At 50.8% G+C, this 24,989-nt stretch carries 22 protein-coding genes; 20 read left to right on the top strand and 2 right to left on the bottom strand.

Translation table 11 applies throughout. The features are described from left to right. Nucleotides 1–52: 52 nt before the first annotated feature. Nucleotides 53–892 (bottom strand): late competence protein ComER, encoded by an 840-nt coding sequence (comER, locus tag DFQ01_RS19700; protein WP_110045625.1) that lies wholly within the window; start codon nt 890–892, stop codon nt 53–55. A gap of 150 nt (nt 893–1,042) precedes the next feature. Here comER and DFQ01_RS19695 point away from each other — a divergent pair, with 150 nt between their 5' ends. The 6 genes from DFQ01_RS19695 to holA all read left to right on the top strand — a co-directional run bounded on the left by DFQ01_RS19695 (nt 1,043) and on the right by holA (nt 8,136). Beyond that, the gene (locus DFQ01_RS19695; RefSeq protein ID WP_110045624.1) at nt 1,043–1,630 is read left to right on the top strand and encodes a ComEA family DNA-binding protein; all 588 of its coding nucleotides are present in this window, start codon (nt 1,043–1,045) and stop codon (nt 1,628–1,630) included. An 85-nt stretch (nt 1,631–1,715) separates the two neighbouring features. Continuing rightward, nucleotides 1,716–2,246, top strand: coding sequence for a deoxycytidylate deaminase (locus DFQ01_RS19690; RefSeq protein ID WP_110045623.1), 531 nt, complete (start codon nt 1,716–1,718; stop codon nt 2,244–2,246). 99 nt (nt 2,247–2,345) lie between these two features. Beyond that, nucleotides 2,346–4,991 (top strand): DNA internalization-related competence protein ComEC/Rec2, encoded by a 2,646-nt coding sequence (locus DFQ01_RS19685; protein WP_110045622.1) that lies wholly within the window; start codon nt 2,346–2,348, stop codon nt 4,989–4,991. Between the two features lie 181 nt (nt 4,992–5,172). Further along, a complete protein-coding gene (locus tag DFQ01_RS19680) occupies nt 5,173–5,721 on the top strand; it encodes an RNA polymerase sigma factor (protein WP_110045621.1) in 549 nt (182 codons plus the stop codon). Then, on the top strand, nt 5,718–6,866 hold the full coding sequence (locus DFQ01_RS19675; RefSeq protein WP_110045620.1) for an anti-sigma factor family protein: 1,149 nt from the start codon (nt 5,718–5,720) through the stop codon (nt 6,864–6,866). The genes DFQ01_RS19680 and DFQ01_RS19675 overlap by 4 nt, the downstream gene beginning before the upstream one ends. A gap of 226 nt (nt 6,867–7,092) precedes the next feature. Continuing rightward, complete coding sequence (holA, locus tag DFQ01_RS19670; protein ID WP_110045619.1) at nt 7,093–8,136, top strand: DNA polymerase III subunit delta; 1,044 nt, start codon at nt 7,093–7,095, stop codon at nt 8,134–8,136. 458 nt (nt 8,137–8,594) lie between these two features. Here the strand turns inward: holA and rpsT are convergent, their stop codons facing one another. Next, the gene (rpsT, locus tag DFQ01_RS19665; RefSeq protein ID WP_110045618.1) at nt 8,595–8,867 is read right to left on the bottom strand and encodes a 30S ribosomal protein S20; all 273 of its coding nucleotides are present in this window, start codon (nt 8,865–8,867) and stop codon (nt 8,595–8,597) included. Between the two features lie 223 nt (nt 8,868–9,090). On the opposite strand from rpsT, the gene gpr reads away from it, so the two are divergent. From gpr to DFQ01_RS19595, 14 genes are all read left to right on the top strand, one after another. Beyond that, nucleotides 9,091–10,098 carry a GPR endopeptidase gene (gpr, locus tag DFQ01_RS19660; RefSeq protein WP_110045686.1) on the top strand — a complete coding sequence of 336 codons (1,008 nt, stop codon included), beginning with the start codon at nt 9,091–9,093 and terminating at the stop codon, nt 10,096–10,098. Nucleotides 10,099–10,897: 799 nt separating this feature from the next. Continuing rightward, entirely contained in the window at nt 10,898–12,223 is a 1,326-nt protein-coding gene (spoIIP, locus tag DFQ01_RS19655) for a stage II sporulation protein P (RefSeq protein ID WP_110045617.1), read from the top strand. Between the two features lie 23 nt (nt 12,224–12,246). Beyond that, entirely contained in the window at nt 12,247–12,666 is a 420-nt protein-coding gene (locus tag DFQ01_RS19650; protein ID WP_110045616.1) for a hypothetical protein, read from the top strand. 125 nt (nt 12,667–12,791) lie between these two features. Next, complete coding sequence (lepA, locus tag DFQ01_RS19645) at nt 12,792–14,609, top strand: translation elongation factor 4 (RefSeq protein ID WP_110045615.1); 1,818 nt, start codon at nt 12,792–12,794, stop codon at nt 14,607–14,609. Nucleotides 14,610–14,869: 260 nt separating this feature from the next. Beyond that, nucleotides 14,870–16,042 (top strand): radical SAM family heme chaperone HemW, encoded by a 1,173-nt coding sequence (hemW, locus tag DFQ01_RS19640; protein ID WP_110045614.1) that lies wholly within the window; start codon nt 14,870–14,872, stop codon nt 16,040–16,042. Between the two features lie 93 nt (nt 16,043–16,135). Next, nucleotides 16,136–16,606 carry an N-acetyltransferase gene (locus DFQ01_RS19635; protein WP_110045613.1) on the top strand — a complete coding sequence of 157 codons (471 nt, stop codon included), beginning with the start codon at nt 16,136–16,138 and terminating at the stop codon, nt 16,604–16,606. A 123-nt stretch (nt 16,607–16,729) separates the two neighbouring features. After that, nucleotides 16,730–17,758, top strand: a complete 1,029-nt coding sequence (hrcA, locus tag DFQ01_RS19630; protein WP_110045612.1) for a heat-inducible transcriptional repressor HrcA — start codon at nt 16,730–16,732, stop codon at nt 17,756–17,758. A gap of 215 nt (nt 17,759–17,973) precedes the next feature. After that, the gene (gene grpE / locus DFQ01_RS19625; protein WP_110045611.1) at nt 17,974–18,555 is read left to right on the top strand and encodes a nucleotide exchange factor GrpE; all 582 of its coding nucleotides are present in this window, start codon (nt 17,974–17,976) and stop codon (nt 18,553–18,555) included. A 66-nt stretch (nt 18,556–18,621) separates the two neighbouring features. Then, nucleotides 18,622–20,460: a molecular chaperone DnaK gene (gene dnaK, locus DFQ01_RS19620; protein ID WP_110045610.1), complete on the top strand. Its 1,839-nt coding sequence runs from the start codon at nt 18,622–18,624 to the stop codon at nt 20,458–20,460. A 145-nt stretch (nt 20,461–20,605) separates the two neighbouring features. Continuing rightward, entirely contained in the window at nt 20,606–21,742 is a 1,137-nt protein-coding gene (dnaJ, locus tag DFQ01_RS19615) for a molecular chaperone DnaJ (RefSeq protein ID WP_110045609.1), read from the top strand. Nucleotides 21,743–21,974: 232 nt separating this feature from the next. Beyond that, nucleotides 21,975–22,154 (top strand): YfhD family protein, encoded by a 180-nt coding sequence (locus DFQ01_RS19610; RefSeq protein WP_110045608.1) that lies wholly within the window; start codon nt 21,975–21,977, stop codon nt 22,152–22,154. Next, nucleotides 22,151–22,381 (top strand): hypothetical protein, encoded by a 231-nt coding sequence (locus DFQ01_RS19605; RefSeq protein WP_110045607.1) that lies wholly within the window; start codon nt 22,151–22,153, stop codon nt 22,379–22,381. Before DFQ01_RS19610 ends, DFQ01_RS19605 begins: the two co-directional genes overlap by 4 nt. A gap of 222 nt (nt 22,382–22,603) precedes the next feature. Then, nucleotides 22,604–23,272, top strand: coding sequence for an SGNH/GDSL hydrolase family protein (locus tag DFQ01_RS19600; protein WP_110045606.1), 669 nt, complete (start codon nt 22,604–22,606; stop codon nt 23,270–23,272). A 150-nt stretch (nt 23,273–23,422) separates the two neighbouring features. Further along, on the top strand, nt 23,423–24,985 hold the full coding sequence (locus tag DFQ01_RS19595; protein WP_110045605.1) for a response regulator transcription factor: 1,563 nt from the start codon (nt 23,423–23,425) through the stop codon (nt 24,983–24,985). The last annotated feature ends 4 nt before the right edge of the window (nt 24,986–24,989 follow it).

Below are 24,989 nucleotides of genomic sequence, written 5' to 3'. Positions count from 1 at the left end.
TAATATCCGCTCTTGAAGAGGTGAGCGGCCCGTCACGCTAAAGCATAGCGTGTTACTGGCCGTTCACCTCTTCGCCGTATAAGGACGTAGCGACTTTGTTGGCATCCTCTTTATACTTGGCGTGCGTCGTGCGTATTAGACGATTAAACATGCCGTCGCAATCCAAATTGAGCAGCTCCAACGCCTTGGCTGTAATGCCGCCTGGCACTGCGACACGCTCTTGAATTTGCTCAGGGGTCATTCCGCCTTCTGTCAGCAGCCTGCCTGTGCCGAGCAGCATTGCGCTCGCTACAGCAAGTGCATCCTCATGGCTAATGCCGGTTTCTTCTACCGCTGCTTCTACGAAGCGCTGAACGAAGAATGCAAAAAATGCAGGCCCGCAGCTCGATAAGTCGGAGACGATTCGTGTATACTGCTCGTCAATTCGAATCGGCTCGCTAATATGACGAAGCAGCTGCTCAAGCCGCTCGCGGTCCGTGTCTTTCACGCGGCTGCCGTACATACATAACGTAGCGCCGCTGCCGACATGGTTTGTAATGCTAGGAATGACTTTGGCAGCCTTACAAGGCAGCCAGTCTTCGAGCTGCGCAAGCATTACCGGACTCGTAATCGATACGACGAGCTGCTCCTGACGAAGGCTATCGCGAATATCGGCGAGTACAGAATGGAACTCATGCGGTTTTATGCACAAGAAGACGATGTCTCGTCCTAGCGCTGCTTCGACGTTCGTGCTTTTAACACGCAAGCCCGGATATTGAATAGCCAAGCTCTCGACCTTGGCAATTGTCCGATTGCTCGCCGCGATCTGTGATGGCTTGAGCGCGCCCGATGTTATGAATGCGCCGATGAGCAGGCTGCCCATGCTGCCTGTGCCGATAAACCCGACATTCATCGGTACCCCTCCCTTGCAACTATGATCATGCGTTAGGCGGCAAGACCCAATCATGCTCTTACTACAGTATGCAGGAGAGCGTGGCCAGCATGACGACTATTTTGTAAACCTGTTAATTCAGTAAGGAGAAACGAAAAGGAGGTTAAGCAAATGTTCGCTCGATCGGAATCTTCACGCCGTTTGAATGCCATTCGCCCAGCGATAATGATTGGCTGCCTTGGGGCGCTGCTTGTGGTCATCGGGATCTTCAATATGAGTAACGGAACGGAAGAAAGCTGGCAGCCACTAAACGAAGATTTGCATGCAATATTAGGGAACAACAATTCAGTGGAGGCGTCCAATGCAGTGGAAGAGTCAGCCTCTTCGTCGAACAATACATCGTATCAGGGGGCTGCCTCAACAGATATTGCACCATCAACTTCAGCTGCCGCTTCACCTCAACAGCAGGAGCAGGCCAATATCCCCACTACATCGCAAGACCATGCAAATACAACGCCATCGACGGTTGAATCGACATCTGCCTCGGCAGTCGCAGCTGATGGCCGCATTGATATCAATCATGCTACTGCTCAGCAGCTAGACGAGCTGCCGGGCATTGGGCCGGCAAAAGCGGCTGCAATCATCGCGGATCGTGAGGCGAATGGACTTTTCCGATCGGTAGATGACTTGGACCGGGTGAAGGGCATCGGAGCGAAGATGATCGAGAAGCTGCGTGCTTCGGTTGTCGCTCTTCCATAAATATGCGACAATATCAGGAGTATAGTAACGTCAATTACATCGGCTCCTAGGGAGAGCGAGGCTGCAAGGAAAGGAAGATACAACAATGACACAGGCGAACAACGATGCTTCCCGTAAAGACTGGGATACGTATTTCATGGATATTGCCTATATGGTGGCGACGAGATCGCGATGCAATCGGCGGCATGTCGGTGCGGTGCTCGTCCAAGGGAAAAAGCTGCTTGGTACTGCGTACAACGGTGCGCCTATGGGTGTAGAGGATTGCCTGGAAGCGGGATGTATGATCGTAGAAGAATATGCTTTGGAAACCGTCGATGGTGCAGAGAAGATGGTGAAGAAGGAACGCTGCATTCGAACGATTCATGCGGAGCAAAATTTACTGTTATTCACGGACCGCAACGACCGTGAGGGATCAACGGTATACGTAACGGATCAGCCTTGCTGGACTTGCGCGAATATGCTCGCGAACAGCGGCATACGCGAAATCGTGTTCCACCGTCCTTATCCGAAGGACAGTGAGAAGGTGGAGACACTGATGCGGAGCAAAGGCATTATTTTCCGAACCATTGACCAATATGAACCGCCAGCGAAAACATCTCGTGCGGTTATTTCATAAACCGGCAGAGGAAGAACCTCTCGTGCAAATCCCTTGAACATGGGGATCGTACGGGAGGTTTTTTGCGTTTGTACGTCTTAACGAGAGGAGCAAGAGGTTTTGATCAACCGGCGACTAATCGTATGGCTGGCTATAGGCTGGACGCTTGGCATAGGTCTTGCAAGTCAGCCAATCGTGATAATAGGACTGTTTGGCATTGGGGTGGTGCTGCTGCTCGCGGCCGCAGTTATGTTGAAGGAGGCAACGAGGCGCAATGCTCTGTTGTGTATAGCTGTTTATTGTGCAGGGGTCATATGGGCTTCATGGTCGGATCATCGAGCAGCTACGGGGTTGTCAGATTTGCTGGAAGCCGCCGAGCGAGATTATCCGCCTGCTACGTTCGAAGTGGAGGTAGATGGAACAATCGTCTCTGCCATTCTGGTGGATGGCGATAGTGTACGATTTCAATTACAGGGCTCCGTCGTGAAGGTGAACGCAGAATTAACAACGAGAGCGTTACATGAGACCTTGCAAGTGCAGTTGAAACTGCTGACCGAAGAGGAACAACGGCAAGTCTATACCTGGCAGCGTGGAGAACGTGTGCATGCTGTCGGAGAGCTAGAGCGACCAGCTGGGCCATCAAATGAAGGCGGATTTGACTACCGAAGCTATTTGAAGTCAACTAGTCACATTCATTGGCTGCTGAAGGTGAAAGGTACGGAAGCGACAACGGTAACACCGGGCTCTCCCTATTCGATCTCTACCTTGCTCGGTCGCGTCGATGCGGTACGGGATTGGCTTGGTGCACAGATGGATGAGCTATACCCTGAGGAGCAGGCGGGGTACATGAAAGGGCTAGTCCTTGGCAGCAGTGATGATATAGATCCTGATGTGTTCGGGCAGTTTTCAGCGCTTGGTTTGACGCATATATTAGCGATATCAGGCCTGCATGTGGCGGTATTTCTCTATGCTGTTCATGCGATTCTGCGAATGGTCCGTCTATCGCGGGAACGCTCGCTGCTCGTCATGGCTGCACTTACGCCGCTATACGTTCTGTTGTCTGGCGCTTCGCCATCAGTTGTACGTGCGGGACTAATGGCGGTCATCGGGTTGATCGCTGCTTACTCCAATCGATTGAAGGATGGCCTTCATCTGTTGTCGGCATCAGCCATCCTGATGCTGCTGTGGAACCCTTCTTACATACACAACGTTGGCTTTCAACTGTCCTATCTTGTAACTGCAGGATTGATTGTTGGCGTCTCGCCTATGCGAGCGCTGCTGCCTCAATGGCGAAGAGGTAAGGCAATGCTTGATCTTGTCGTCGTAACACTTGTCGCGCAGCTCGTTTCATTCCCGGTCTCTATTTACTACTTCAATCAGTGGAATCCATTGTCGATTCCAGCTAACTTCGTATTCGTTCCTTTCATTAGCTTTGTCGTAATGCCACTTGGTGCGGCTTCGTTAGCCCTCGGTCCAGTATGGCCGCTAGTCGGTCAGTGGCTGGCTGTCGCAGGGCAGACGATGAACGGGCTTACCTTCATGCTCGTACAATATACGGCAGAGCTGCAGGGCTGGCAAACGGTGTGGGCGAAGACGCCGATCTGGTGGATTGCAGCTTGGTATATTGCACTGGGGATCGGCTTCCGTATGGCGGGTCAATGGTCGCTGCATCGAAAAGCAAGCCGGGAGGAGCATGCAACGGCGGGGGATGGCATTACATTGCCACTCTCCTCAAACAGCCAGTCGCACGCAGTCACGAGCAAGAGAAAACAGCTGGCTGGAATGGCTGCTGCCATTGTGATGCTTGCCGCGCTGCTTACTTATGCTTGGCTGCCAGATACGACGGACCGCACTGCGCGGTTTAGCGCATTAGATATTGGGCAGGGCGACTCCCTGCTCATTCGGACAGGAAGCGGGATGCATGTGCTGGTGGATGGCAGAGGTACAGTATCTTTCGGCAAAAAGAAAGAGGAGTGGCAGGAGCGGCGTGATCCGTACGAGGTCGGACGTAAGGTGCTTGTTCCTCTGCTGAAGCAGCGAGGCGTACATGCGATTGATTTACTCGTTATATCCCATCTAGATGCCGATCATATTGGAGGTCTTCAGGCGGTGATGGAGTCGATCCCTGTTAGACGAATATGGTGGAACGGCACGGTGAAGCATTCGGAGGATGCGGTTAAGCTGATGGAGACAGCTATAAAGCTGAATGTCCCAATGTACGAGGCGACAGCCGGTATGAACTGGCAGCTGGATACGAGTGTTTCCCTTGACGTGTTGTGGCCGGAGAAGTCTGCAACGGCTGACTCTCTCCGAGAAGTCGAGGACCAGAACGAAAGCAGTGTTGCTATGATGCTGACGATGTATGGCAGAACGTTTCTTCTGACAGGAGATATCGGTAATGAGTCGGAGCTGGCGTTGCTTAATCATTTTGCCAACCAGAGTGCCTGTGAGTCTATCGGATCATCAGATTCACCGTCTGGAGCGGGAGGAGGTCATTGCTTGGATGTCCTGAAGGTGGGACACCATGGGAGTAAAGGTTCAACATCCGCAAGTTGGATCTCTTATTGGCGACCGGCTTATGCTGTTATATCTGTGGGTAAGGATAATGTGTACCGGCATCCGAATAAGGAGACGCTTGAGCGGCTAGAGCAAGCGGGGGTTCGGCTGTGGCGAACAGACCGGGATGGAGAAACGACGTTTGCTGTACAACCGAATGGTGAGTTGTTGGTTCGCTGGGTTCGTCACAAATGGGTGGATCGCATGTAAGATACTGTAAACCCTTACTATGTACGGCGACCTCATTTTCTGTTATTCTAAAGGTTAGTTTGGTAGCTTAGTCTTAGGCCGAATCGAATGAATAATGAATTCTTTAAAATAATTTTAGGTAACGTGCAACCTTTGGAACGACTAGAACGTCGATAAGGTTGTATGAGAGGGGGAACCTTCATTGGTGGAGCCTAGTCTCATCAGAGCGGCTCAATCGGGCGATCGCGACGCTCTCATCACCTTATTGCGAGAGATTGAAACCCATGTGTATCGGACAGCCTATTATATATTAAATAATGAGCAGGACGCCATGGACGCCGCACAAGAAGCACTGATTCGTATTTATACCAAAATCAATTCTTATGAAGAGAAAGCGCAATTCAAAACATGGATTCAGCGCATTGTTACAAACATTTGTATCGATAAGTTTAGACGGAACAAGCCGACGGTTTCGGTTGAGGAGCATGATCTTGTGTTCCAGGAGAAATCGAACGTCGAAGATGAAGTGCTGTCGACCTTTACCGCCCAAGATATACGACAGGCGATAGAGATGCTGCCGTCGCATCATCGCGCTGTTGTCGTGCTAAGATACTTGCAGGATTTTTCATACAACGAGATTGCAGATTCACTTAATTTGCCGCTCAATACGGTCAAATCCTATTTGTTCCGAGCCAGGCAGCAGCTGCAGTCGCTACTTCATGAATATCAACAAGGAGGTGTCCGCGGATGACTTGTCAAGAGGTGATGGCTTATATGCAGAGACAGCTAGATCATGATCTCGATGATCATGAGGCAGAAGTGCTATTCGAACATATACGGCATTGCTCCGACTGCGCGGATACGTTCGAACGGCTTAAGCGATTGTCTCTTGAATTGGAAAGCTTACCGAAGGTAGTGCCTGCCTTTAGTCTAGTTGACGCGATTATGCCTCAGCTTGATCAGCTTGTTCCTGAGGTTAGTGCGGCAGTTGCCGAACCGGATCAGCTAGCTGGTGTAGATCAGCCTGCTGAACCGTTCGTAAAAAGTCGGAGAACGTCTAGAAAACGCGAAGGCGGTTGGCTCAGAAATGTGTCATGGACCGCATTTGGCGGAGTCGTAACCGCGGGCATCGTCGTCGGTCTCGTGCTTGTATTTGCAAACCCGGTCTCACCGTCGAAGTCCGACGATAGTGCTGAGATGAAGTCGCTGGAGATGAGCACGGCTGCAGCTGATTCAACTGCAACCGCTACGGACCGTTCATCTGATCCTGTCTATGATGAGAAGGTGAAAATCCAATCGCCTGAAGTGTCCGCCAAGAGCGTGACTAAGACGGATACGGGCCGCAGCACATCTTCTAACCAAGCAAATGCGTCAGATGCAGTATCCGCGGATACGTTCACGAAGGATACGCCTTATGAGGATCCTCCAGTTGACACAGGTGTGACGAACGAATACCAGGTCGCTCCTCCGGAGCAGGATCAGAACGCCGATACATCGGCATCGGCATCGGCAAGTGATCAAGCACCAGAGTCGGCAGATACGGCTGGTTCGGAATCGCTCAAGGAAGACAAAGACTCCACTGCGCTTATTGCGAAGGACCAGTATGGAGAACCGATGGCTATAACGAGCAGCGGCGCTTCTCAGGACGCTGATATATCGAAAGTATTGGTATCACCAAGCGGGTCGCTGTCAGCAGCCGTAGTCGATCAAGCGGTATTCATCTATTCGGTTCAAGAAGGAACCGTACTGCTCGACAGCGGCAAGTTTACTGGCGAAATCGGAGAGCTGCAGTGGTCGGATGACAGCGTATCGTTGTTCTTCGCCGTGAAGGACAGCGAAGGCGCGACGGCCCGATACAAGGTCGATACGAAAGATTGGTCTGTGACGAAGCAATAAAACAAGATAGATCGGCACACATGCTGATGGCCTTGCGTATAGTATATAGAAGGCGTCAGCGACGGTTACCTTGACGTCGTATGACCATCACCGCGGCAGGTGCCATGGACCTGCACGGATGATGTTTATATAGATGTTCAGGGACAAAGGGATGGAGAATGCTCCATCCCTTTGTTGACGTCATACGGTGCTATAAAGGTTTCTCACGTTCATCAGGGAGGCGCGAATGGATACAACTGAAGCTTTGAAGGAACTGAAGAGCGGGAAAGTGCGGCCAGTCTATGTGGCCTATGGCAGCGACCGGTACCGGATGGAGCAGTTCGCCTCGCAGCTGGCGGACAAGCTGTTCAATCGTGAAGAGCGGGAGCTCGGGATCGTCAAATTCGATACGTCGGAGACGGCTATTGAAGAGGCGGCTGCAGAAGCAGAGACGCTTCCTTTCTTCGTGGATAAGAAGCTTATTGTGATACGTGATGCCTCGGTGCTGGCTGCTGCAGGTGCAGGGACCAAGGAAGGCAAAATCGAGCATCGTGCAGAACGTATGCTGGAATATATCGAGCAGCCGTTGGAATCAACCATAATTTTGTTCATGGTTTATGCCGACAAGCTGGATGAGCGTCGTAAGCTTGTGAAGCGGCTCAAGGAGCAAGGAGCGCTCCTCAGTTTTAATGAGCTGGAAGGACCTGAGCTGCGCAGATGGGTCGTTCGACGAGCGTCCGATCAGGGCAGGACGATGGAAGACGATGCTGCAGAGCTGCTGGTTACACGGACGGGCAATCGGCTGCAGCAGCTCGCACAGGAGACAGACAAGCTGTGTTTGTACGCAGGAGAAGGCGGGAGAATTGATGTTGCCAGCGTTGAGGAGTTGACTGCCTCTACAGTTGAAGAGGATGTATTCTCCTTAATCGATGCGATTGCAAGCATGCAGAAGGACAAGGCGCTGCGTCTGTACCGTGAGCTGCTGCTGCGGCGCGAAGAACCGATCAAGATTGCTGCGCTGCTAGCTTCGCAGCTTCGTCTTATGCTGCAGGTGAAGGAGCTGTCCGGACAGCAATACTCGCCGCAGCAGATCGCCTCGCATCTGGGCATTCACCCGTTCCGCGTGAAGCTTGCTGCGGAGAAATCAACGCGATTATCGGTACAGCGCTTAGGCGAAAGTCTATCCACGCTTGCGGAGCTTGACTACCGTATGAAGACGGGGCAAGTGGACAAAACGTTAGGCTTAGAACTATTCCTGCTATCGTTTGGCGTAACGAACAGCAGATCCTAAATCAAGAAGAAGACCACGATGCTTCGAGCTCGTGGTCTTCTTCTTGATTGTTTTTGGATCCAATCGTTTAAAGCATGCTGGCTTGGACTGTCTTGGATCTCAGGCGATAATTTCACATCGTATCGTATCGTATCGTATCGTATCGTATCGTATCGTATCGTATCATACCGTAACTAACGGATGTGGCAGCGCTTATATAACTTTTAAAGTTGTTTCCTGGATGCTAACGGATGCAGAGGAGCTTAACTGACCGAATCAAGTCATCAATGTTCCCTTTGGTGCACAATAGCCGCAATGGCAACCGTTAGACAATAAAACCTAAAGAAAACAGTTAAATAATCGCTGTGACAACCGTTATCCAGTTCGATTCGTAAAACTTAATACATAGCAGCTGCCCAACGTTTGTGATGAAATGAAAAAACGGCCCCAAGTTCCGAGGAACAAGGAGCCGTCGTTCATTAAGCTTGTGCCGAAAGGGCATTCAGCTTTTTCGCCAGACGGGATTTCTTGCGGGCAGCCGCATTTTTATGAATCAGGCCTTTAGTAGCTGCTTTGTCCAGCTTCTTCGTAGCTGCGACGAGCGCTGCTTTAGCAGCTGCTGCATCTGTGCCAGCGATAGCTTGGTCAGCATTTTTAACGGCCGTGCGAAGTGCGGATTTTTGCGAAGCGTTCAGTGCGCGACGTTTTTCGCTTGTTTTCACGCGTTTGATAGCGGATTTAATGTTTGGCATCACATTCACCTCCTGTAAAAAGGGAAAAAACCCAATACTGCAACACAACTTAAAATATCTTATCACGGGCAAGCCCAAAAAGCAATAGCAACACAAGATGTAATCCGACTGATATTGTCTGCTCACCGCAATTCATCCATTATATCGCATTAAACATAAACCGCATAGAACGTTCTTTGCCATCGCACACTAAAGGCAAAGAAGGAAAGGGATGGTCATGCGCATGGATCAACTCGATTTGCGTCAATTTGACGTTCATACCGATCTCGCTCTAGAAGCGAAGGAAATGGCAGAAACAGCTAACGGGGGCCCTATCCCGGGCGTCCACTCCGATATTGTAGACGAGGACGGAATCAAAATATCCCGTGTTCACGTCCAGACCGAGCAAGGTTCGCGAGCGATTGGCAAAATGCCAGGCCGTTACGTCACACTCGAAGTGCCTGATTTACGCAAAGGCGATACGACTCTTCAGGATAAAGTGGCAACAAAGTTCGCACAGGAATTTGAGACGTTCCTCGAAGAGGCGGGTGTCAATAAGAATGCTAAGATCCTCATTGTCGGCTTAGGTAACTGGAACGTGACGCCGGATGCGCTTGGTCCGCTCGTTGTCGAGAATGTAATGGTCACGAGGCAGTTTTTCGAGCTGATGCCAGATCAAGTTGCACCAGGCTATCGTGAAGTGAGTGCAGTTGCCCCAGGGGTACTCGGCATTACCGGTATTGAGTCTAGTGAAATTGTGCTGGGCATCGTGGAGAAAACCCGCCCGGATGCAGTCATTGCAATCGATGCACTCGCCTCGAAGGCGCTGGAGCGGGTCAATACGACGATTCAAATCGCGGATACTGGCATTCACCCTGGCTCGGGCATTGGCAACAAGCGCAAAGGGCTGACACGGGACATACTTGGTGTGCCTGTTGTGGCCATCGGAGTTCCAACCGTCGTGTTCGCCTCAAATATTGTGAACGACAGCCTGCGGATGTTGGAGGATCACCTAGCGAAGCATACGACTAATGCGGGCTCGCAGGTAATGGGGCTTATGCACAAAATGGAAGAAAACGAACGGCTCCAACTCGTGCGCGAAGTCCTTCAGCCACTGGGCCATGATCTGATCGTTACACCGAAGGAAATCGATCAGTTCATCGAAGACATCGCCAACATCATCGCAAGCGGCTTGAATGCCTCGCTGCACGACGCAGTAGACACATCCAACGTAGCTGCTTATACCCACTAACCTCAATACAAACTACAGAAGAGAGGCGCGAAGCAGCGCTTCTCTTTTTTTTTTTGCGTGTAAAAAAGCTTTGTCTAGCACAGCTTTCATCTTTTACTAGCTCGCTCGAACGAAAGTAGTGCCTAAAGGAGCACGCGACCCCAAGCGCGGAGCCAGCCCACATCCCGCCCCAGTCCCGCCCCACTACTGTACCGCTTTCGACCCCTTCCGAGGTCCGAGTGTTGCCAATCGCTCTAACGGACCGGGCCGTCGCTATTTGCACAAAATCATTCATTTTAGATTCTAACGGACTCACATGCGCTTATTATGCTGGATCTCTCGTACGAAGCACATCCATCGAGTAAATAGCGCTATAGGAGTCCGTTAGAGTTCAATATGATCTACTAAATGATAATTGGTGTCTCTGTAGTCCGTTACGGTAATAGAGTGTGATGAACAAGGCAGACAAATCAACTCGATCAAAAGCTCGAACGAAAGCTCGAACGAAAGCTGCCCCGGAGGGGCACGCGACTCCCAGTACGCAGCCAGCTCACACCTCGCCCCAGTTCCACCCTGGACCCCTTCCGGGGTCCAGGGGTAAAGGTTTCCGAAAGGAAATCACATCGGGAGCATACGCTTCGTCCCATGGGGTCCTCCCTAGCAGGGAGGATTTAGGTGGGGAGAATTCCCGAGGGTTTGGGTGAGTAGAAAACTGGTAGAAAACCGGTAGAAAACTATGTGTTCTATCATCTCTCTCATTCTCATAGGCTAGTAACAGTTGAGGGCCGGAAGAAAGATAGGACAGGGAGGATGGGCGGCAATGAAACGAATGATCGTAACGTTCAACTGGAGTAGGGGAAGCCGCAAATGGAGGGCACTTCTTGTGACGGGGCGTACATTCGCCATCATGTCAATTAGCTCAATGGCGTTTTTTATTGCAATCGGACTAGGAGATATCGTTCATCAAAGTACAGCGGCATCGCCTGGCTCGACGATGAAAGGTTTTGCAGCGAATGTTTCGGGGGCGATGTTCTCGGATATGCTAGAAATGGAAGTGCCGGCATTCAAGTCAGACCATGACCATGCCAGTGACAGCGTGCTGTCGACTAAGCAAGTAAGTGCATTCCTGCTGCAGCTCGTAACCGATATCAATCCCAATAATCCGCAAAGCTTGCTCGCAAGAGAGATGCCAGGACTATCATCGGACGAGCCGTTCCTCATCCGCAAAGGATCGGGCAATGAAACAGCAGTTGGCCCGGAGGATCATCCGCCGATTCCAGATAATACGCCGTCGGGTTCAACGAACAGCACAGGTAATACAAGTAATAATGGTACAAGCGGTACAGGAGCATCTACAGTAGATCCCCACGATCCTGTTCCAGATGAAACGGACGACACGCCAGATACGACGACTCATGATACAGCTGCACCGGGTGGTGCGGATAAGACGCAGACACCACCTGCTGATGACACCAATCCTCCTGCCAAGTCGACTGATGACAAGCTAGTATTCATCTATCATTCTCATAATCGCGAATCTTGGTTCCCGGTTGTTGGCGGAGAGAGCAATGATCCGACGTCTTCGAAGCAAAATATTACGCTGGTCGGCAAACGTTTGGCATCAAAGCTTGAAGAGCTTGGGCTAGGTGCATCAGATTCTGATTACGACTATCCAACGAAAATCAAAAATTATAAATGGGCGCTCTCCTACAAATATTCGCGGACTATTGTCCAAGAGGCGCTGGCGACTAACAAAGATCTCAAATACATTTTCGATATTCATCGCGATTCGCAGAAACGCAAATATACAACAACGACGATCAATGGCAAAGATTATGCACAAGTTTATTTTATCATCGGTCAGGAAAATCCGAATTGGCGCCAGAACGAGAAGCTTGCAACGAACATTCATAAGGCGCTGGAAGCGAAATACCCAGGAATTTCGCGCGGTGTCTGGGGCAAGACGTCGAAGGAAGGCAACGGGGAATACAATCAGTCGCTGTCCAATGGCAGTGTATTGATCGAAATTGGCGGCGTAGACAATACCCTCGAAGAATCATATCGCACCGCAGATGCACTGGCAGAAATTATTGCCGATCTCTATTGGGGCGATGCGAAGAAAGTAACCGCTCCGAAGGAAAGCTGATATAGAAGGAAGGTAAGTCGAAGATGAAGCGAGACGGATGGAAATGGGCGCTCGCAGGTGGCGCAATCGCTCTGTTAATCGTATACGGACTCGATTCGGCGGATAACGGCATTCGCAACGTCTATGGCCCTGTAGGAGCGGACGTTCAGCCGCCTGCTGTCAATAGCAGCAGCAATCAATTGACGACAGAAACGGCGTCGACAGTTGAGCAGTATGAGCCCAATGCTTCAACAAGAGGTAATAACGATAACACGAGTGCCTCGAATGACAACGGAACATTTCACAATGCTTACGCAGGCAACGAAAGACTGCCAGGCGTGCCGTACGACACGAGTGAGCCGACTGTGAACAAGCTTGCAGACGGTGCAGCAGGTGTATTGCAGTCCGTATCAAGCGGAGGCATCAAATGGTTCGTCTCCGTGTTCGACGGAATTATGGATTAATGACAGCTGCGGATGGCGTGCACGGCCGGTACATTTGGCTGCTGTACGACCATCCGTTGCCGCTTGGCCTCAATACTGCTATAATTAATGGGATAGTTAGCACTTAGACAGTGTGGGGGTTACGCATGGCGGACGTTCGCGAACGACAGAAGAAAATCAGAAACTTTTCCATTATCGCCCATATCGACCACGGTAAGTCGACTTTGGCGGATCGCATATTGGAATACACAGGAGCACTCTCGACGCGTGAAATGCAAGAGCAGGTGCTTGACCAGATGGATCTAGAGCGGGAACGCGGCATTACGATTAAGCTGCAGGCTGTTCGACTCGGTTATAAAGCCGATAACGGCGAGGAATACATTCTCAACCTGATCGACACGCCTGGGCACGTCGACTTCACGTACGAAGTATCGCGAAGCATGGCGGCCTGCGAAGGCGCGCTGCTCGTGGTTGACGCGGCACAAGGGATCGAGGCACAGACGCTGGCGAACGTATACTTGGCGCTCGACAGCAACCTTGAAATTTTGCCGGTCATTAACAAGATCGACCTTCCAAGCGCAGAGCCAGAGAAGGTTAAACAGGAGATCGAGGATGTGATCGGTCTCGACGCTAGCGATGCCGTTCTTGCATCCGCAAAAGCAGGTATCGGTATTCGCGAGATTCTGGAACAGGTCGTACAGAAGGTGCCAGCACCAACAGGCGATCCAGACCAGCCGCTTAAGGCACTTATCTTCGATTCTCACTATGACCCGTACAAAGGCGTTATCGTTTACGTTCGCGTCATGGACGGCAGCATCAAGGCAGGCAAGAAGATCCGGTTCATGGCAACTGGCGCAGAGTTCGAAGTTATCGAGGTAGGGGCATTCAAGCCTCGCATGTCCGCAGTCGATGAACTGGCAGTCGGCGATGTAGGCTTCGTCGTTGCGGGTATCAAGAACGTGAAGGATACACGTGTCGGCGATACGATTACGGAATCTAAGCGTCCAGCACCAGAACCTCTGCCAGGGTATCGTAAGATCAACCCGATGGTATTCTGCGGTCTGTATCCGATCGAATCGCAGGACTACAACGACCTTCGCGAAGCGCTTGAGAAGCTGGAGCTGAACGATTCCTCGCTCCAATATGAGCCAGAAACGTCGACAGCGCTCGGCTTTGGTTTCCGATGCGGCTTCCTCGGCTTGCTGCACATGGAAGTTATTCAGGAACGGATTGAGCGCGAATTCAACATTCCGCTTATTACGACGGCACCGAGCGTTGTGTATCACGTTACGCTGACGAATGGCGAAGTGCTGCGTATCGATAACCCGTCGAACTACCCGGAAGTTGGCAAGATCGATTATGTCGAAGAGCCTTATGTGAAAGCTGCAATTATTGTTCCGAATGATTATGTCGGTACGATTATGGAGCTGTGCCAAGGCAAACGCGGCGAGTATGTGAACATGGAATATCTCGATACGAATCGTGTTACGCTTACGTACGAGATGCCATTGTCCGAGATTGTCTATGACTTCTTCGATCAATTGAAGTCGCGTACGAAGGGCTATGCATCATTCGATTACGAAATGCTAGGCTATCGTCAATCGAGCCTGGTGAAGATGGATATCATGCTTAACGGTGAGCAAGTCGATGCCTTGTCCATCATCGTACACCGCGAGCGCGCATATAACCGCGGCCGGATTATTTGCGAGAAGATGCGTGAGCTGATCCCTCGCCAGATGTTCGAGGTTCCGATCCAAGCATCGATCGGTACGAAGGTTATCGCGCGTGAGACCGTTAAAGCGATGCGGAAGAACGTACTCGCGAAGTGCTACGGCGGTGACATAAGCCGTAAGCGTAAGCTGCTCGAGAAGCAGAAGGAAGGCAAGAAGCGGATGAAGCAGGTCGGCAGTGTCGAAGTGCCGCAGGAAGCATTCATGGCGGTACTGAAGATCGACGAGGACTAAGTCTGGCTGCGACAAGCTGCGATAGATGTTTTCTCATCGTACGGACAGGGAGAGCGCCGCTCTTCCTGTCTTTTCACTTACCACATAAGAATTTATTCGTTTTCAAGTCTCTCGAAAGAACAAATTCTTATTGGCGATAAAACCTACCTCTAAACGCGGTCGCTCATCTTCGAATGGCCTCGATAGAGGTTTTCTCATTAGAGGGCCATACAGGCAACAGCCTGTAGCAAAGCAGGTCCAACAAGGAGGGCGAACGCCCAATGCTTATGAGCGCGCCAAGAGCGCTTTACATTCATATCCCGTTTTGTACGAACAAATGTCATTATTGCGATTTCAACTCCTTCGTATTGAAGGGGCAGCCCGTCGATGCGTACCTCGATGCGCTCGAATCCGAGATGAAGCAGACAGTCGCAGCGCTTCCTCCCGAGTCGATCGATACCGTATTCGTCGGCGGCGGTACACCGACAGTTCTGACGCCTCCACAAATGAAACGATTTTTGGAGTCCGTTCATCGCCACTTTCCATTGTCTCCAAACGTGGAATTCTCCATGGAGGCGAACCCAGGTACGACTGACCTCGATAAGCTTACCGCGATGTTCGAAGGCGGCGTTAACCGAATCAGCTTCGGCGTGCAGTCGTTCGATAATGGACTGCTGGAGCGGATTGGACGTATCCATAATACCGATGACGTCTACCGCAGCATCGAGAATGCGAAGAAGGCCGGCTTCACGAACTTGTCTATCGACTTGATGTTCGGATTGCCGAAGCAGACAGTCGAGCAGCTGTCTGACAGCGTAGATAAGGCACTCCAGCTTGACCTCACTCACTACTCACTATACAGCCTGAAGGTTGAGGAGAATACGTTATTCCATAAGCTGTACGAGCGCAACGAGCTCCCGCTGCCGACAGAGGATGAAGAACTTGCAATGTTCATGGTCGTAATGAATAAGTTGAATGCAGCTGGCTACAAGCATTACGAGATCAGCAACTTCGCATTGCCAGGCAAGGAGAGCCGTCACAACTCCACTTATTGGCGCAATGAGCCTTACTATGGACTTGGCGCAGGCGCACATGGCTATGCGCTTGGCGAACGCCACTTAAACATTAAAGGCGTTCAGCCTTATATCGATGCGGCAAACGTACGTCTGCCGCGCCTAGATACGAATCAGATCTCCGATGCTGAAGCGATGGAAGATTTCATGATGGTCGGACTGCGGCTCCTGCAAGGCGTCAACGCTGATGCATTCGGTCGTCAGTTTCCGGGCCATACAATGGAAGATGTATTCGGCGAGCAGCTGGAGCGTCTCGTGCGAGACGGGCTTCTAGAGGCGATTCCGAGCAATGGAGGCTACCGACTGACCGATAAGGGAATCCCGCTTGGCAATGAGGTTTTCGGCGCATTTATAGGTGTGCTTCCGCTCCCTGCAAAATAAGGATTGGACAATAATTTTGCTATTGAACATTCATTCGTTTCGATGTATATTTATTCATATTGTTCAGGATAACAACGAAACGGGGGGACGAACGTGAAGCAAGCAGTGGTAGTTTGCAGACCGGCGGCTGCAGAGGATGTTGACGTACTTTACCATTTGATCCAAGGCTACGCAGAGAAAGGAATTATGCTGCCGCGAAGCCGCGAAGCGCTCGCTAGAGCGATCGGGTCCTTCGTTATAGCAGAGGTAGACGATGAGGTTGTCGGCTGCGGCTCGTTGTGTCAGCTCGGTAAGGATCTCGTAGAAATTCGTTCACTTGGAATGACGGAAGGCTACAAAGGGCTTGGTATCGGAAGCAAGATCGTCGATAAGCTGATGGAGATGGCGCGTGAACAGGGACTCACGAGAGTAATGGCGCTCACCTATGCAGACAATTTCTTTGTGAAGAACGGGTTTACGGTCGTTGATAAAGAGATTTTCCCGGAAAAAGTATGGGCTGATTGTGTGAACTGTCCTAAGCAGCACAATTGCGACGAAATAGCTGTACTCAAAGTACTGAACTGACTTGACAATCGTCAAGTTGGTTTGGTATTTTTGTATTGACGATTAGCACTCGACGACATTGAGTGCTAACGGTCGGATGGGCAGCGATCAGACTGCTTGGAAATCAAGAGGAGGGTTTCGGTTATGTTAACGGATCGACAACGCATGATATTAAACGCCATTGTAGACGATTATATACGTTCTGCCGAGCCCGTAGGATCCCGCAGCATCTCGAAACGCAGCGATGTTGGCTTTAGCCCGGCAACGATTCGTAACGAAATGTCGGATCTTGAAGAGCTTGGTTTTCTAGAGCAGCCGCATACGTCCGCTGGACGTGTCCCTTCGATTAAAGGCTATCGCTATTATGTGGATCACTTGGTCCATTTTGGTGGCGAAAGCCCTGATGATGTACTGAAATTCCGTTCTTATTTTGCAGAGCGAATGACAGAACGCGAGCAGATCCTGCAACAGGCTGCGAACATTCTGGCGAATATGACAAGCTACACGTCGATTGCGCTTGGACCTGAATCGGTCAATCATTCTTTGAAGCATTTTCAGCTCGTTCCGCTGAACGCTGAGACAGCTGTTGCCATTGTTGTAACTAGCACAGGTCATGTTGAGAATCGAATGATTCCACTGCCGCCGGGCGTTAGCGTTACAGATCTGGAGAAGACGGTTAATATCTTGAATGCTAAGCTGACTGGTATTCCGATGATGCGCGTAACGTCTAAGCTGTATTCGGAGATTGGCGATGAGCTGAGCCGCTACGTTGATCATTATGAGCAGGTTATGAGTATGCTTGAGCATTCGCTTCCTGCGGGTGACGAGCACGAGCATCGCGTGTTCCTTGGCGGAGCGACGAATATGTTGACGCAGCCGGAGTTCAAGGACGTCGACAAAGTGAAGACGATTCTCGACCTATTAGATGAGACACCAACGCTGTCCAAAATATTGTCGCCCACGCAGTCAGGCATTCAAGTGCGAATCGGTACAGAGAACGAGCATGCAGCTATTAACGATTGCAGTGTAATTACAGCTACTTATGCTGTGAACGGACAATCGCTTGGAACAATCGGTATATTAGGTCCTACGCGTATGGATTATGCGAAGGTTATCGGATTGCTGGATGTTGTGTCGAGGGATATGGCGGCATTGTTATCCCGCTGGTATTAATGACCTAGTTACTGATCCGGCGCGAGTCAGTCAGCTGTATATCGATTTGTCCGAGACGGGCAAATTAAGCGTATGCTTACGAAGCAAGCAATTTTCCTAAATGTAGCAGTATCGAAGAAGAAGCAAATTGCTAAGTGTACGCTTACGAAGTAAGCAATTTGCTTACAGGAAGCAGTATCGAAGAAGAAGCAAATTGCTTTAAGGAGGTGAGCAAGATGAGTGCGAACGATCAAACGATGGAGGATCAACCAACGGTGACGAACATCGATAACGAAGAACAGCAAGCACATACGAATGAAACAACTTCTGAACAAGCTGGCGAAGAGCAGGCGGCACAATCGACTAGCGATGCTCGCATCGCTGAGCTCGAACGTCAGGTAGAAGAGCACCAGCAACGATACTTAAGAGCTCAAGCGGACTTCGACAACTTCCGTCGTCGTACGGCGAAGGAACGCGAAGAGCTTGCACAATATGCAACAATGAAGCTAATTACACAACTTCTGCCGGTCGTCGACAACTTTGAACGTGCAGTTACTGCTGCGAAGCAAAACAATGATTTCGAGGCATTGTCCAAAGGCGTCGATATGGTATCGCGTCAATTCAACCAAGTACTCGAGCAAGAAGGCTTGAAGCCGATGGAGTCGGTTGGCGAACCATTCAACCCTGAATATCACCAAGCTGTTATGCAAGAGCAATCTGCTGATCACGAAGAGGGCATCGTCCTTGAAGAGCTGCAGAAGGGCTATATGCTCAAAGATAAAGTTCTTCGTCCAGCCATGGTGAAAGTAAGCGGCTAATGCTTAATTGTCATCTGCGACTATAAGCTTGAATATATCGATAAGAACAATGAGGAGGCTATTACGATGAGTAAAGTAATTGGTATTGACCTTGGTACTACAAACTCCTGCGTAGCAGTTATGGAGGGCGGCGAAGCCGTCGTTATCCCGAACCCAGAAGGCAACCGCACGACGCCATCGGTCGTCGGCTTTAAGAAAGACGGCGAGCGTATCGTCGGCGAAACAGCTAAACGTCAAGCAATCACGAACCCAGACCGTACGATCATGTCGATCAAGCGCCATATGGGCACGAGCCATAAAGAAGTAATTGAAGGCAAAGAATATACAGCGCAAGAAATTTCGGCAATCATTTTGCAGAAGCTGAAAGCTGATGCTGAAGCATACCTCGGCCAATCGGTAACGCAAGCCGTTATTACGGTTCCTGCTTACTTCAATGATAGCCAACGTCAAGCAACGAAGGACGCTGGTAAAATCGCAGGTCTCGAAGTTCTCCGTATCGTGAACGAGCCAACGGCTGCAGCACTTGCATACGGCCTTGAGAAAACAGAAGATCAAACGATCCTCGTATACGACCTTGGCGGCGGTACGTTCGACGTATCGATCCTTGAGCTCGGCGACGGCTTCTTCGAAGTTAAAGCAACGAGCGGCGACAACAAGCTCGGCGGCGACGACTTCGACCAAGTCATCATCGATTACCTCGTAGCGGAATTCCGCAAAGAGCATGGCACAGACCTGTCCAAAGACAAAGGTGCTGTACAACGTCTGAAAGATGCAGCTGAGAAAGCGAAAAAAGAACTGTCCGGCGTTCTGACGACGACGATTTCGCTTCCGTTCATCACGATGGTTGACGGCGTTCCACAGCACTTGGAGCTTAACCTGACTCGTGCAAAATTCGAAGAGATTTCTGCTAATCTCGTTGAGCGTACGCTGGCTCCTACGCGCCAAGCACTTAGCGATGCAGGCCTGACGTCTGCTGGCATTGATAAAGTTGTACTCGTCGGCGGTTCGACGCGTATTCCAGCCGTTCAAGAAGCAATCAAGAAGCTGATCGGCAAAGAGCCTCACAAAGGCGTAAACCCAGACGAAGTCGTAGCACTCGGCGCAGCGGTTCAAGCAGGCGTACTGACTGGTGACGTTAAAGACGTCGTTCTTCTCGACGTTACTCCGTTGTCGCTCGGTATCGAGACGGCAGGCGGCGTATTCACGAAAATGATCGACCGCAATACAACGATTCCTACGAGCAAATCGCAGGTATTCTCGACATATGCAGACAGCCAGCCTAGCGTTGAAATTCACGTTCTGCAAGGCGAGCGCCAAATGGCTGCTGGCAACAAGACGCTTGGCCGCTTCACGCTCGGCGACATTCCACTTGCTCCACGTGGCGTACCGCAAATCGAAGTTACGTTTGATATCGATGCCAACGGTATCGTTAACGTATCGGCTCTCGACAAAGGTACGGGTAAGAGCCAAAAAATTACGATCACTTCCTCGAGCGGTTTGAGCGATGATGAAGTTGAACGTATGATGAAAGACGCTGAGCTGCATGCTGAGGAAGACAAGAAGCGCCGCGACCTCGTCGAAGCGAAGAACAATGCAGACCAGCTCGTTTACTCCGTAGACAAAACGATCAAGGATCTTGGCGATAAAGTCGATGCAGGCGAAATCGCAAAAGCCGAAGAAGCGAAAGAAAAAGTGAAAAAAGCGGTTGAAGGCGAAGATCTGGAGCAAATTAACGCTGCAGTTGAAGAGCTGACGCAAGTTGTTCAAGCGCTGTCCGTGAAGCTGTATGAGCAAGCTGGCGCACAAGCAGGCCAAGAAGCACCAGAAGGTGCGGCTGGCGATGCAGGTCCTTCTAAAGATAACGTTGTAGACGCTGATTACGAAGTTGTCGACGACAAGAAATAAGATAACCTCGATCGAGGTTTAAGAATCGACCGTTTGCGAACGCAGAAGATAGGTCAAAGTCAGGCGTGGCCTGGCTTTGACCTATCCTTGTGTCTATATGCCGCAATCTCGCGCGCAGATGGGAACAACGTGGGGGTGAGAGGAATTGGCGGATAAGCGCGATTATTATGAAGTGCTTGGTGTTGAGAAGAACGCTAATGATGAAGAGATCAAGAAGGCGTACCGTAAGATGGCACGTCAATACCATCCAGACGTGAACAAGGCGTCGGATGCAGAAGCCAAGTTCAAAGAAGTAAAGGAAGCGTATGACGTTCTTAGCGATGCTGGTAAACGTGATACGTATGACCGACATGGTCACGTCGACCCGAACCAGTTCGGCGGTATGGGTGGCGGAGCTGGCGATTTCGGCGGCTTCGGCGATATTTTCGACATGTTCTTCGGTGGAGGCGGCGGCGGTCGTCGCGATCCGAACGCACCACAGCGTGGTAACGACCTGCAATATTCGATGACTATCGAGTTTAAAGAAGCCGTGTTCGGTAAAGAAACGGAAATTACGATTCCGCGTACGGAATCTTGTGATACGTGTCATGGATCTGGTGCGAAGGCTGGTACGAAGCCAGAGACTTGTGGCACTTGCCGAGGCACGGGCCAGCAAGAGGTTGTGCAAAATACGCCGTTTGGCCGTATGGTTAACCGCAGAGCCTGCTCCAGCTGCGGAGGCTCAGGCAAAATCATCAAAGAGAAATGCGGTACATGCCATGGCGCGGGCAAAGTGAAGAAGCAGCGCAAAATAAATGTTCGCATCCCGGCGGGTGTCGATGACGGCGCACAAATCCGTCTGTCTGGTGAGGGCGAAGGCGGCCTGCGCGGCGGTCCTGCAGGTGATCTGTATATCGTTCTCCGCGTCAAGCGCCACGAGTTCTTTGAGCGCGTTAACGATGATATTTTCTGCGAGGTGCCGCTCACGTTCGCGCAGGCAGCGCTTGGCGACGAAATCGAAGTACCGACGCTGACGGAGAAAGTGAAGCTGAAGGTGCCTGCGGGCACGCAAACGGGTACTTCGTTCCGCCTCAAGGGCAAAGGCGTTCCACGTCTACGTGGAAGCGGCAGCGGCGATCAGCATGTGAAGGTGACGATCGTAACACCAACGAAGCTGTCGGACGAACAGAAGGAACTGCTCCGCCAGTTCGGCGGATTGTCCAGCGGCGGTGCGCAGGAGCCTGAGCAGGAGCATCATGAGTCCATCTTCGAACGGATGAAGAAGGCGTTCCGAGGCGAATAGTTAGAAGCGATCATCCCGTCGGTGAATGAATAGTTTGCGTTCCGGCCGCTCATCCTATAATCGGTTCCAGGACCGATTAAGCGTTTGCTTACGAAGCTAGCAATTTGCTTGCAGGCAGTAAGATCGCGGAAGTAAGCAAATTACTAAGCGTATGCTTACGAAGCAAGCAATTTGCTTGCAGGCAGTAATGTCGAAGAAGTAAGCAAATTACTTTTTAGGAGGCGTATCCGGCATGGTTAACTTGAAAAAATCCGATTTGGAGAAAGTGAACTTCGGCAATTTGCCAATCGCTGAGAATGAGGATGTCGAGTTCTCGGAAGAGCTTGCTGACGAAGCCGATCGTGTCGCGCAGCAGCGCGCTGCTGCAGCTGATCAGCGTGCTAAGGGCCAAGAGTTAGGCGAAGAGTCATGAGGGACGATTCGTCCGAGGCTGCGGAAGGCATCGCCATCCACGCCTCATACAGCCATGAAGCGGGTGCTCGTGAAGCCGCGATGAAGCTTCGGCTTCTTCGTGCCGAAGGCATTACTGGCGATGGGAGCTTCCTCTCCGCGACGGTGAATCCCGATGTGCTCGATCGCGCGCTTTATCTCATTCGTCAGACAGGCGGCGAGCCGAACATGGCGGACGCGTTTAGCTGACACGGAACTTGAATTACTGCAAGACAAGAAGGCATAAGCGGCTCATTATGAGCGGCTTATGCCTTTTCTTTTGCATCCTGCATGCTTATCTACGCAGGAGCCGCGAATCCTCTCGCCAATGTGCTAGAATAGATAAAGGTAGGGAAGGCTCGGAAGTCCCGCGCTTTACCAGATCGGACAATCCGTTCAACAGCCATTATACATAGGAGGAGAGAGTTCAGTATGAGCGATACTCAATCTAGCTGCACAGTCCTATTCCAAGGTGATTCTATAACAGACGGTAATCGGGGACGCAGCGAAGATCCGAACCATATTCATGGCCATGGCTATGTGTATCTAATTGCAAGCCGCATAGGGGCGGCCTATGCAGAACATGGACTTACCTTCATCAATCGCGGTGTAAGCGGCGATCGTGCTGTCGATTTGTATGCCAGATGGGAGACGGAGGCGCTTGCCTATCGTCCTCGTATGATCAGCATTCTTGTTGGCATCAACGATGTTCTTCGTGGAATCGGAGAAGGAAATGCTAACTTTGATCGCTACGAGCGTTCCCTCCGAAGACTGCTTGAAGAAGCTAGAGAGAACGATCCGTCTGTAACGCTCGTCGTATGCGAGCCATTCGCGCTTCGCACCGGAATGACGGCAGAGCGCTGGGAGCAGGATTGGGAGCCAAGACTGATCGAGAAGCAGCAAACAGCTCGTGCCGTCGCAGAGGAGTATGGAGCGATCTTTGTTCCATTGCAATCGGTGTTCAACGACGCCTGTAAGCGTGCAGATGCTTCCTATTGGATGTGGGATGGTGTCCATCCGACGACAGCTGGTCATACGCTGCTCGCCGAGCAATGGCTGACGGCAGTTGGCTTCGAGCAGTGGCTTCGCGAACGGCTGTAAAATAGAATCGCGTATAAATATACATTTAGAAACGGGTATGACCTCCGGCATTGCGTATTTGATGCCAATGGGGGATACCCGTTTTTGTATTGCCGCGCTTACGTATTCGGGTATAATAAAACGAATTAACTTCGAATGGGGAATCAGAGAATGACGGATACGAATCTATGCCGTGTCGTCATCGTTGACGATGAAATATTGATCCGGCAAGGAATCAAGCATTATTTGAACTGGGAGCAAGAAGGATTTCAGATCGTTGGTGAGGCATCCAATGGCAAGGAAGCGCTGGAGCTCATCGAACAGACGAAGCCGCATATTGTACTAACTGATATTGTCATGCCGATCATGGACGGCGAGGAAATGATCCGAATTCTGAAAGCTAGTCATCCAGAAATTGAAGTTATCGTGCTGAGCAGCTTCAGTGAGTTTCATTACGTTCGTTCTACGTTTCAGAGTGGAGTGGCCGATTATATTCTGAAACCGAAGCTTGATCCGCAGGAGCTGCTAGCGATTCTAAGGAAGACAGCTGATCGGATTCCGATGCTGCAATTGGAGCGTTCAAGTGAGTGCGCTGCGTCATCCATTGAGACTAAGATGGACAAGCTGCTCTCCGGCTATGATACGGTCGAGTCCGATGGTACGGTTCAAGAAGCGTTTCCCTATGATCGTTATTGGCTGATCGGAGTAGATGTGCGACGTGCTGCACAGCCCCCAGAAGCAACAGCGTCGATGCTGCAAGAGCTGGCTGATCGGCTTCTGAAGGAACATCCGATCGCATATCGAATGACGGTGACCGAGAATCAGCATTGGATGCTGCTGTTGAACGCTTCAGTTCGTACGAGGGCAGTAATCGATCAACTAGCAGCTTCAATGGCCAGCAGCACGACATCACTCGAGCTAGGATGGATGCTCAGCAGTACATTTGAGGATTTCAACCGATTAGGCGAAATCTACCGAAGCGAGCTGCAGAAGCTGCTCGGCTATCGATTTTTCTTGCCTGCGCAGCATCTGCTTTCCATGGACCACCTTCCGGCTCAAGCGAAGTCGGTTGGTCAGTTTCAGTTGAATGATTTTGCCGATCAGCTTCGCCGCAAACAGTTTGGGCAGGCCGTCGATTATTTGCGTGAGCATGTAACCGCGATGAGCAGCGACTATCGAATGGATATATTCGAATTCAAATCGTTTCTGAGCAACATCATATTCAATATGATTGTGCTGCTAGGCAATATGGATGTCGATGTGAAGTCGCTGGAGGAGCATAAGTATGCTTATTTCAAATCGATTGAAGAAGCCCGGTACGCTGACGATGTCGCCCGGCAGCTTGACGCATTTATTGGCGAAGCCGAAGAGCTGATCGCTGCAAAGCATCAGACGACGAATCCGAATATGCAGCTGCTGCTGGACTACATTCATGCTCATTTCACCGAATCGCTGACGCTAACGGAAGTGGCGAAAGTGTTCCATTTTAACCCATCCTACTTGTCGACGTTCTTTGCCTCGCATAATCCAGAAGGGTTCAACGAGTATCTCAACAAAATCCGGGTAGAGAAAGCGATCGAGCTGCTGCGGGACGGAGAAGCAACGATCTCTGAGATTAGTTGCATGGTCGGCTATTCCGACCACAGCTACTTCACGAAGGTGTTCAAGAAACGGACCGGTCTGTCACCGAGCCAATACCGAGTACAACAGCTGCAGAAGCAGTGGAAGGATTAATAGG

This window comes from Paenibacillus cellulosilyticus (genome assembly GCF_003182255.1).
GTDB classification, from domain to species: domain Bacteria; phylum Bacillota; class Bacilli; order Paenibacillales; family Paenibacillaceae; genus Paenibacillus_T; species Paenibacillus_T cellulosilyticus.
The sequence above is the reverse complement of the archived record's forward strand: the minus strand, read 5'-3'. Positions and strand labels throughout refer to the sequence as shown.

Coding starts and splice junctions, on each gene's coding strand:
- DFQ01_RS19605 (WP_110045607.1), top strand. CDS start 22,151: ATGAGGGACGATTCGTCCGAGGCTGCGGAAGGCATCGCCATCCACGCC.
- DFQ01_RS19600 (WP_110045606.1), top strand. CDS start 22,604: ATGAGCGATACTCAATCTAGCTGCACAGTCCTATTCCAAGGTGATTCT.
- rpsT (WP_110045618.1), bottom strand. CDS start 8,867: ATGCCAAACATTAAATCCGCTATCAAACGCGTGAAAACAAGCGAAAAA.
- holA (WP_110045619.1), top strand. CDS start 7,093: ATGGATACAACTGAAGCTTTGAAGGAACTGAAGAGCGGGAAAGTGCGG.
- gpr (WP_110045686.1), top strand. CDS start 9,091: ATGGATCAACTCGATTTGCGTCAATTTGACGTTCATACCGATCTCGCT.
- DFQ01_RS19595 (WP_110045605.1), top strand. CDS start 23,423: ATGACGGATACGAATCTATGCCGTGTCGTCATCGTTGACGATGAAATA.
- grpE (WP_110045611.1), top strand. CDS start 17,974: ATGAGTGCGAACGATCAAACGATGGAGGATCAACCAACGGTGACGAAC.
- lepA (WP_110045615.1), top strand. CDS start 12,792: ATGGCGGACGTTCGCGAACGACAGAAGAAAATCAGAAACTTTTCCATT.
- DFQ01_RS19695 (WP_110045624.1), top strand. CDS start 1,043: ATGTTCGCTCGATCGGAATCTTCACGCCGTTTGAATGCCATTCGCCCA.
- DFQ01_RS19675 (WP_110045620.1), top strand. CDS start 5,718: ATGACTTGTCAAGAGGTGATGGCTTATATGCAGAGACAGCTAGATCAT.
- dnaK (WP_110045610.1), top strand. CDS start 18,622: ATGAGTAAAGTAATTGGTATTGACCTTGGTACTACAAACTCCTGCGTA.
- comER (WP_110045625.1), bottom strand. CDS start 892: ATGAATGTCGGGTTTATCGGCACAGGCAGCATGGGCAGCCTGCTCATC.
- hemW (WP_110045614.1), top strand. CDS start 14,870: ATGCTTATGAGCGCGCCAAGAGCGCTTTACATTCATATCCCGTTTTGT.
- DFQ01_RS19650 (WP_110045616.1), top strand. CDS start 12,247: ATGAAGCGAGACGGATGGAAATGGGCGCTCGCAGGTGGCGCAATCGCT.
- spoIIP (WP_110045617.1), top strand. CDS start 10,898: ATGAAACGAATGATCGTAACGTTCAACTGGAGTAGGGGAAGCCGCAAA.
- DFQ01_RS19690 (WP_110045623.1), top strand. CDS start 1,716: ATGACACAGGCGAACAACGATGCTTCCCGTAAAGACTGGGATACGTAT.
- hrcA (WP_110045612.1), top strand. CDS start 16,730: ATGTTAACGGATCGACAACGCATGATATTAAACGCCATTGTAGACGAT.
- DFQ01_RS19610 (WP_110045608.1), top strand. CDS start 21,975: ATGGTTAACTTGAAAAAATCCGATTTGGAGAAAGTGAACTTCGGCAAT.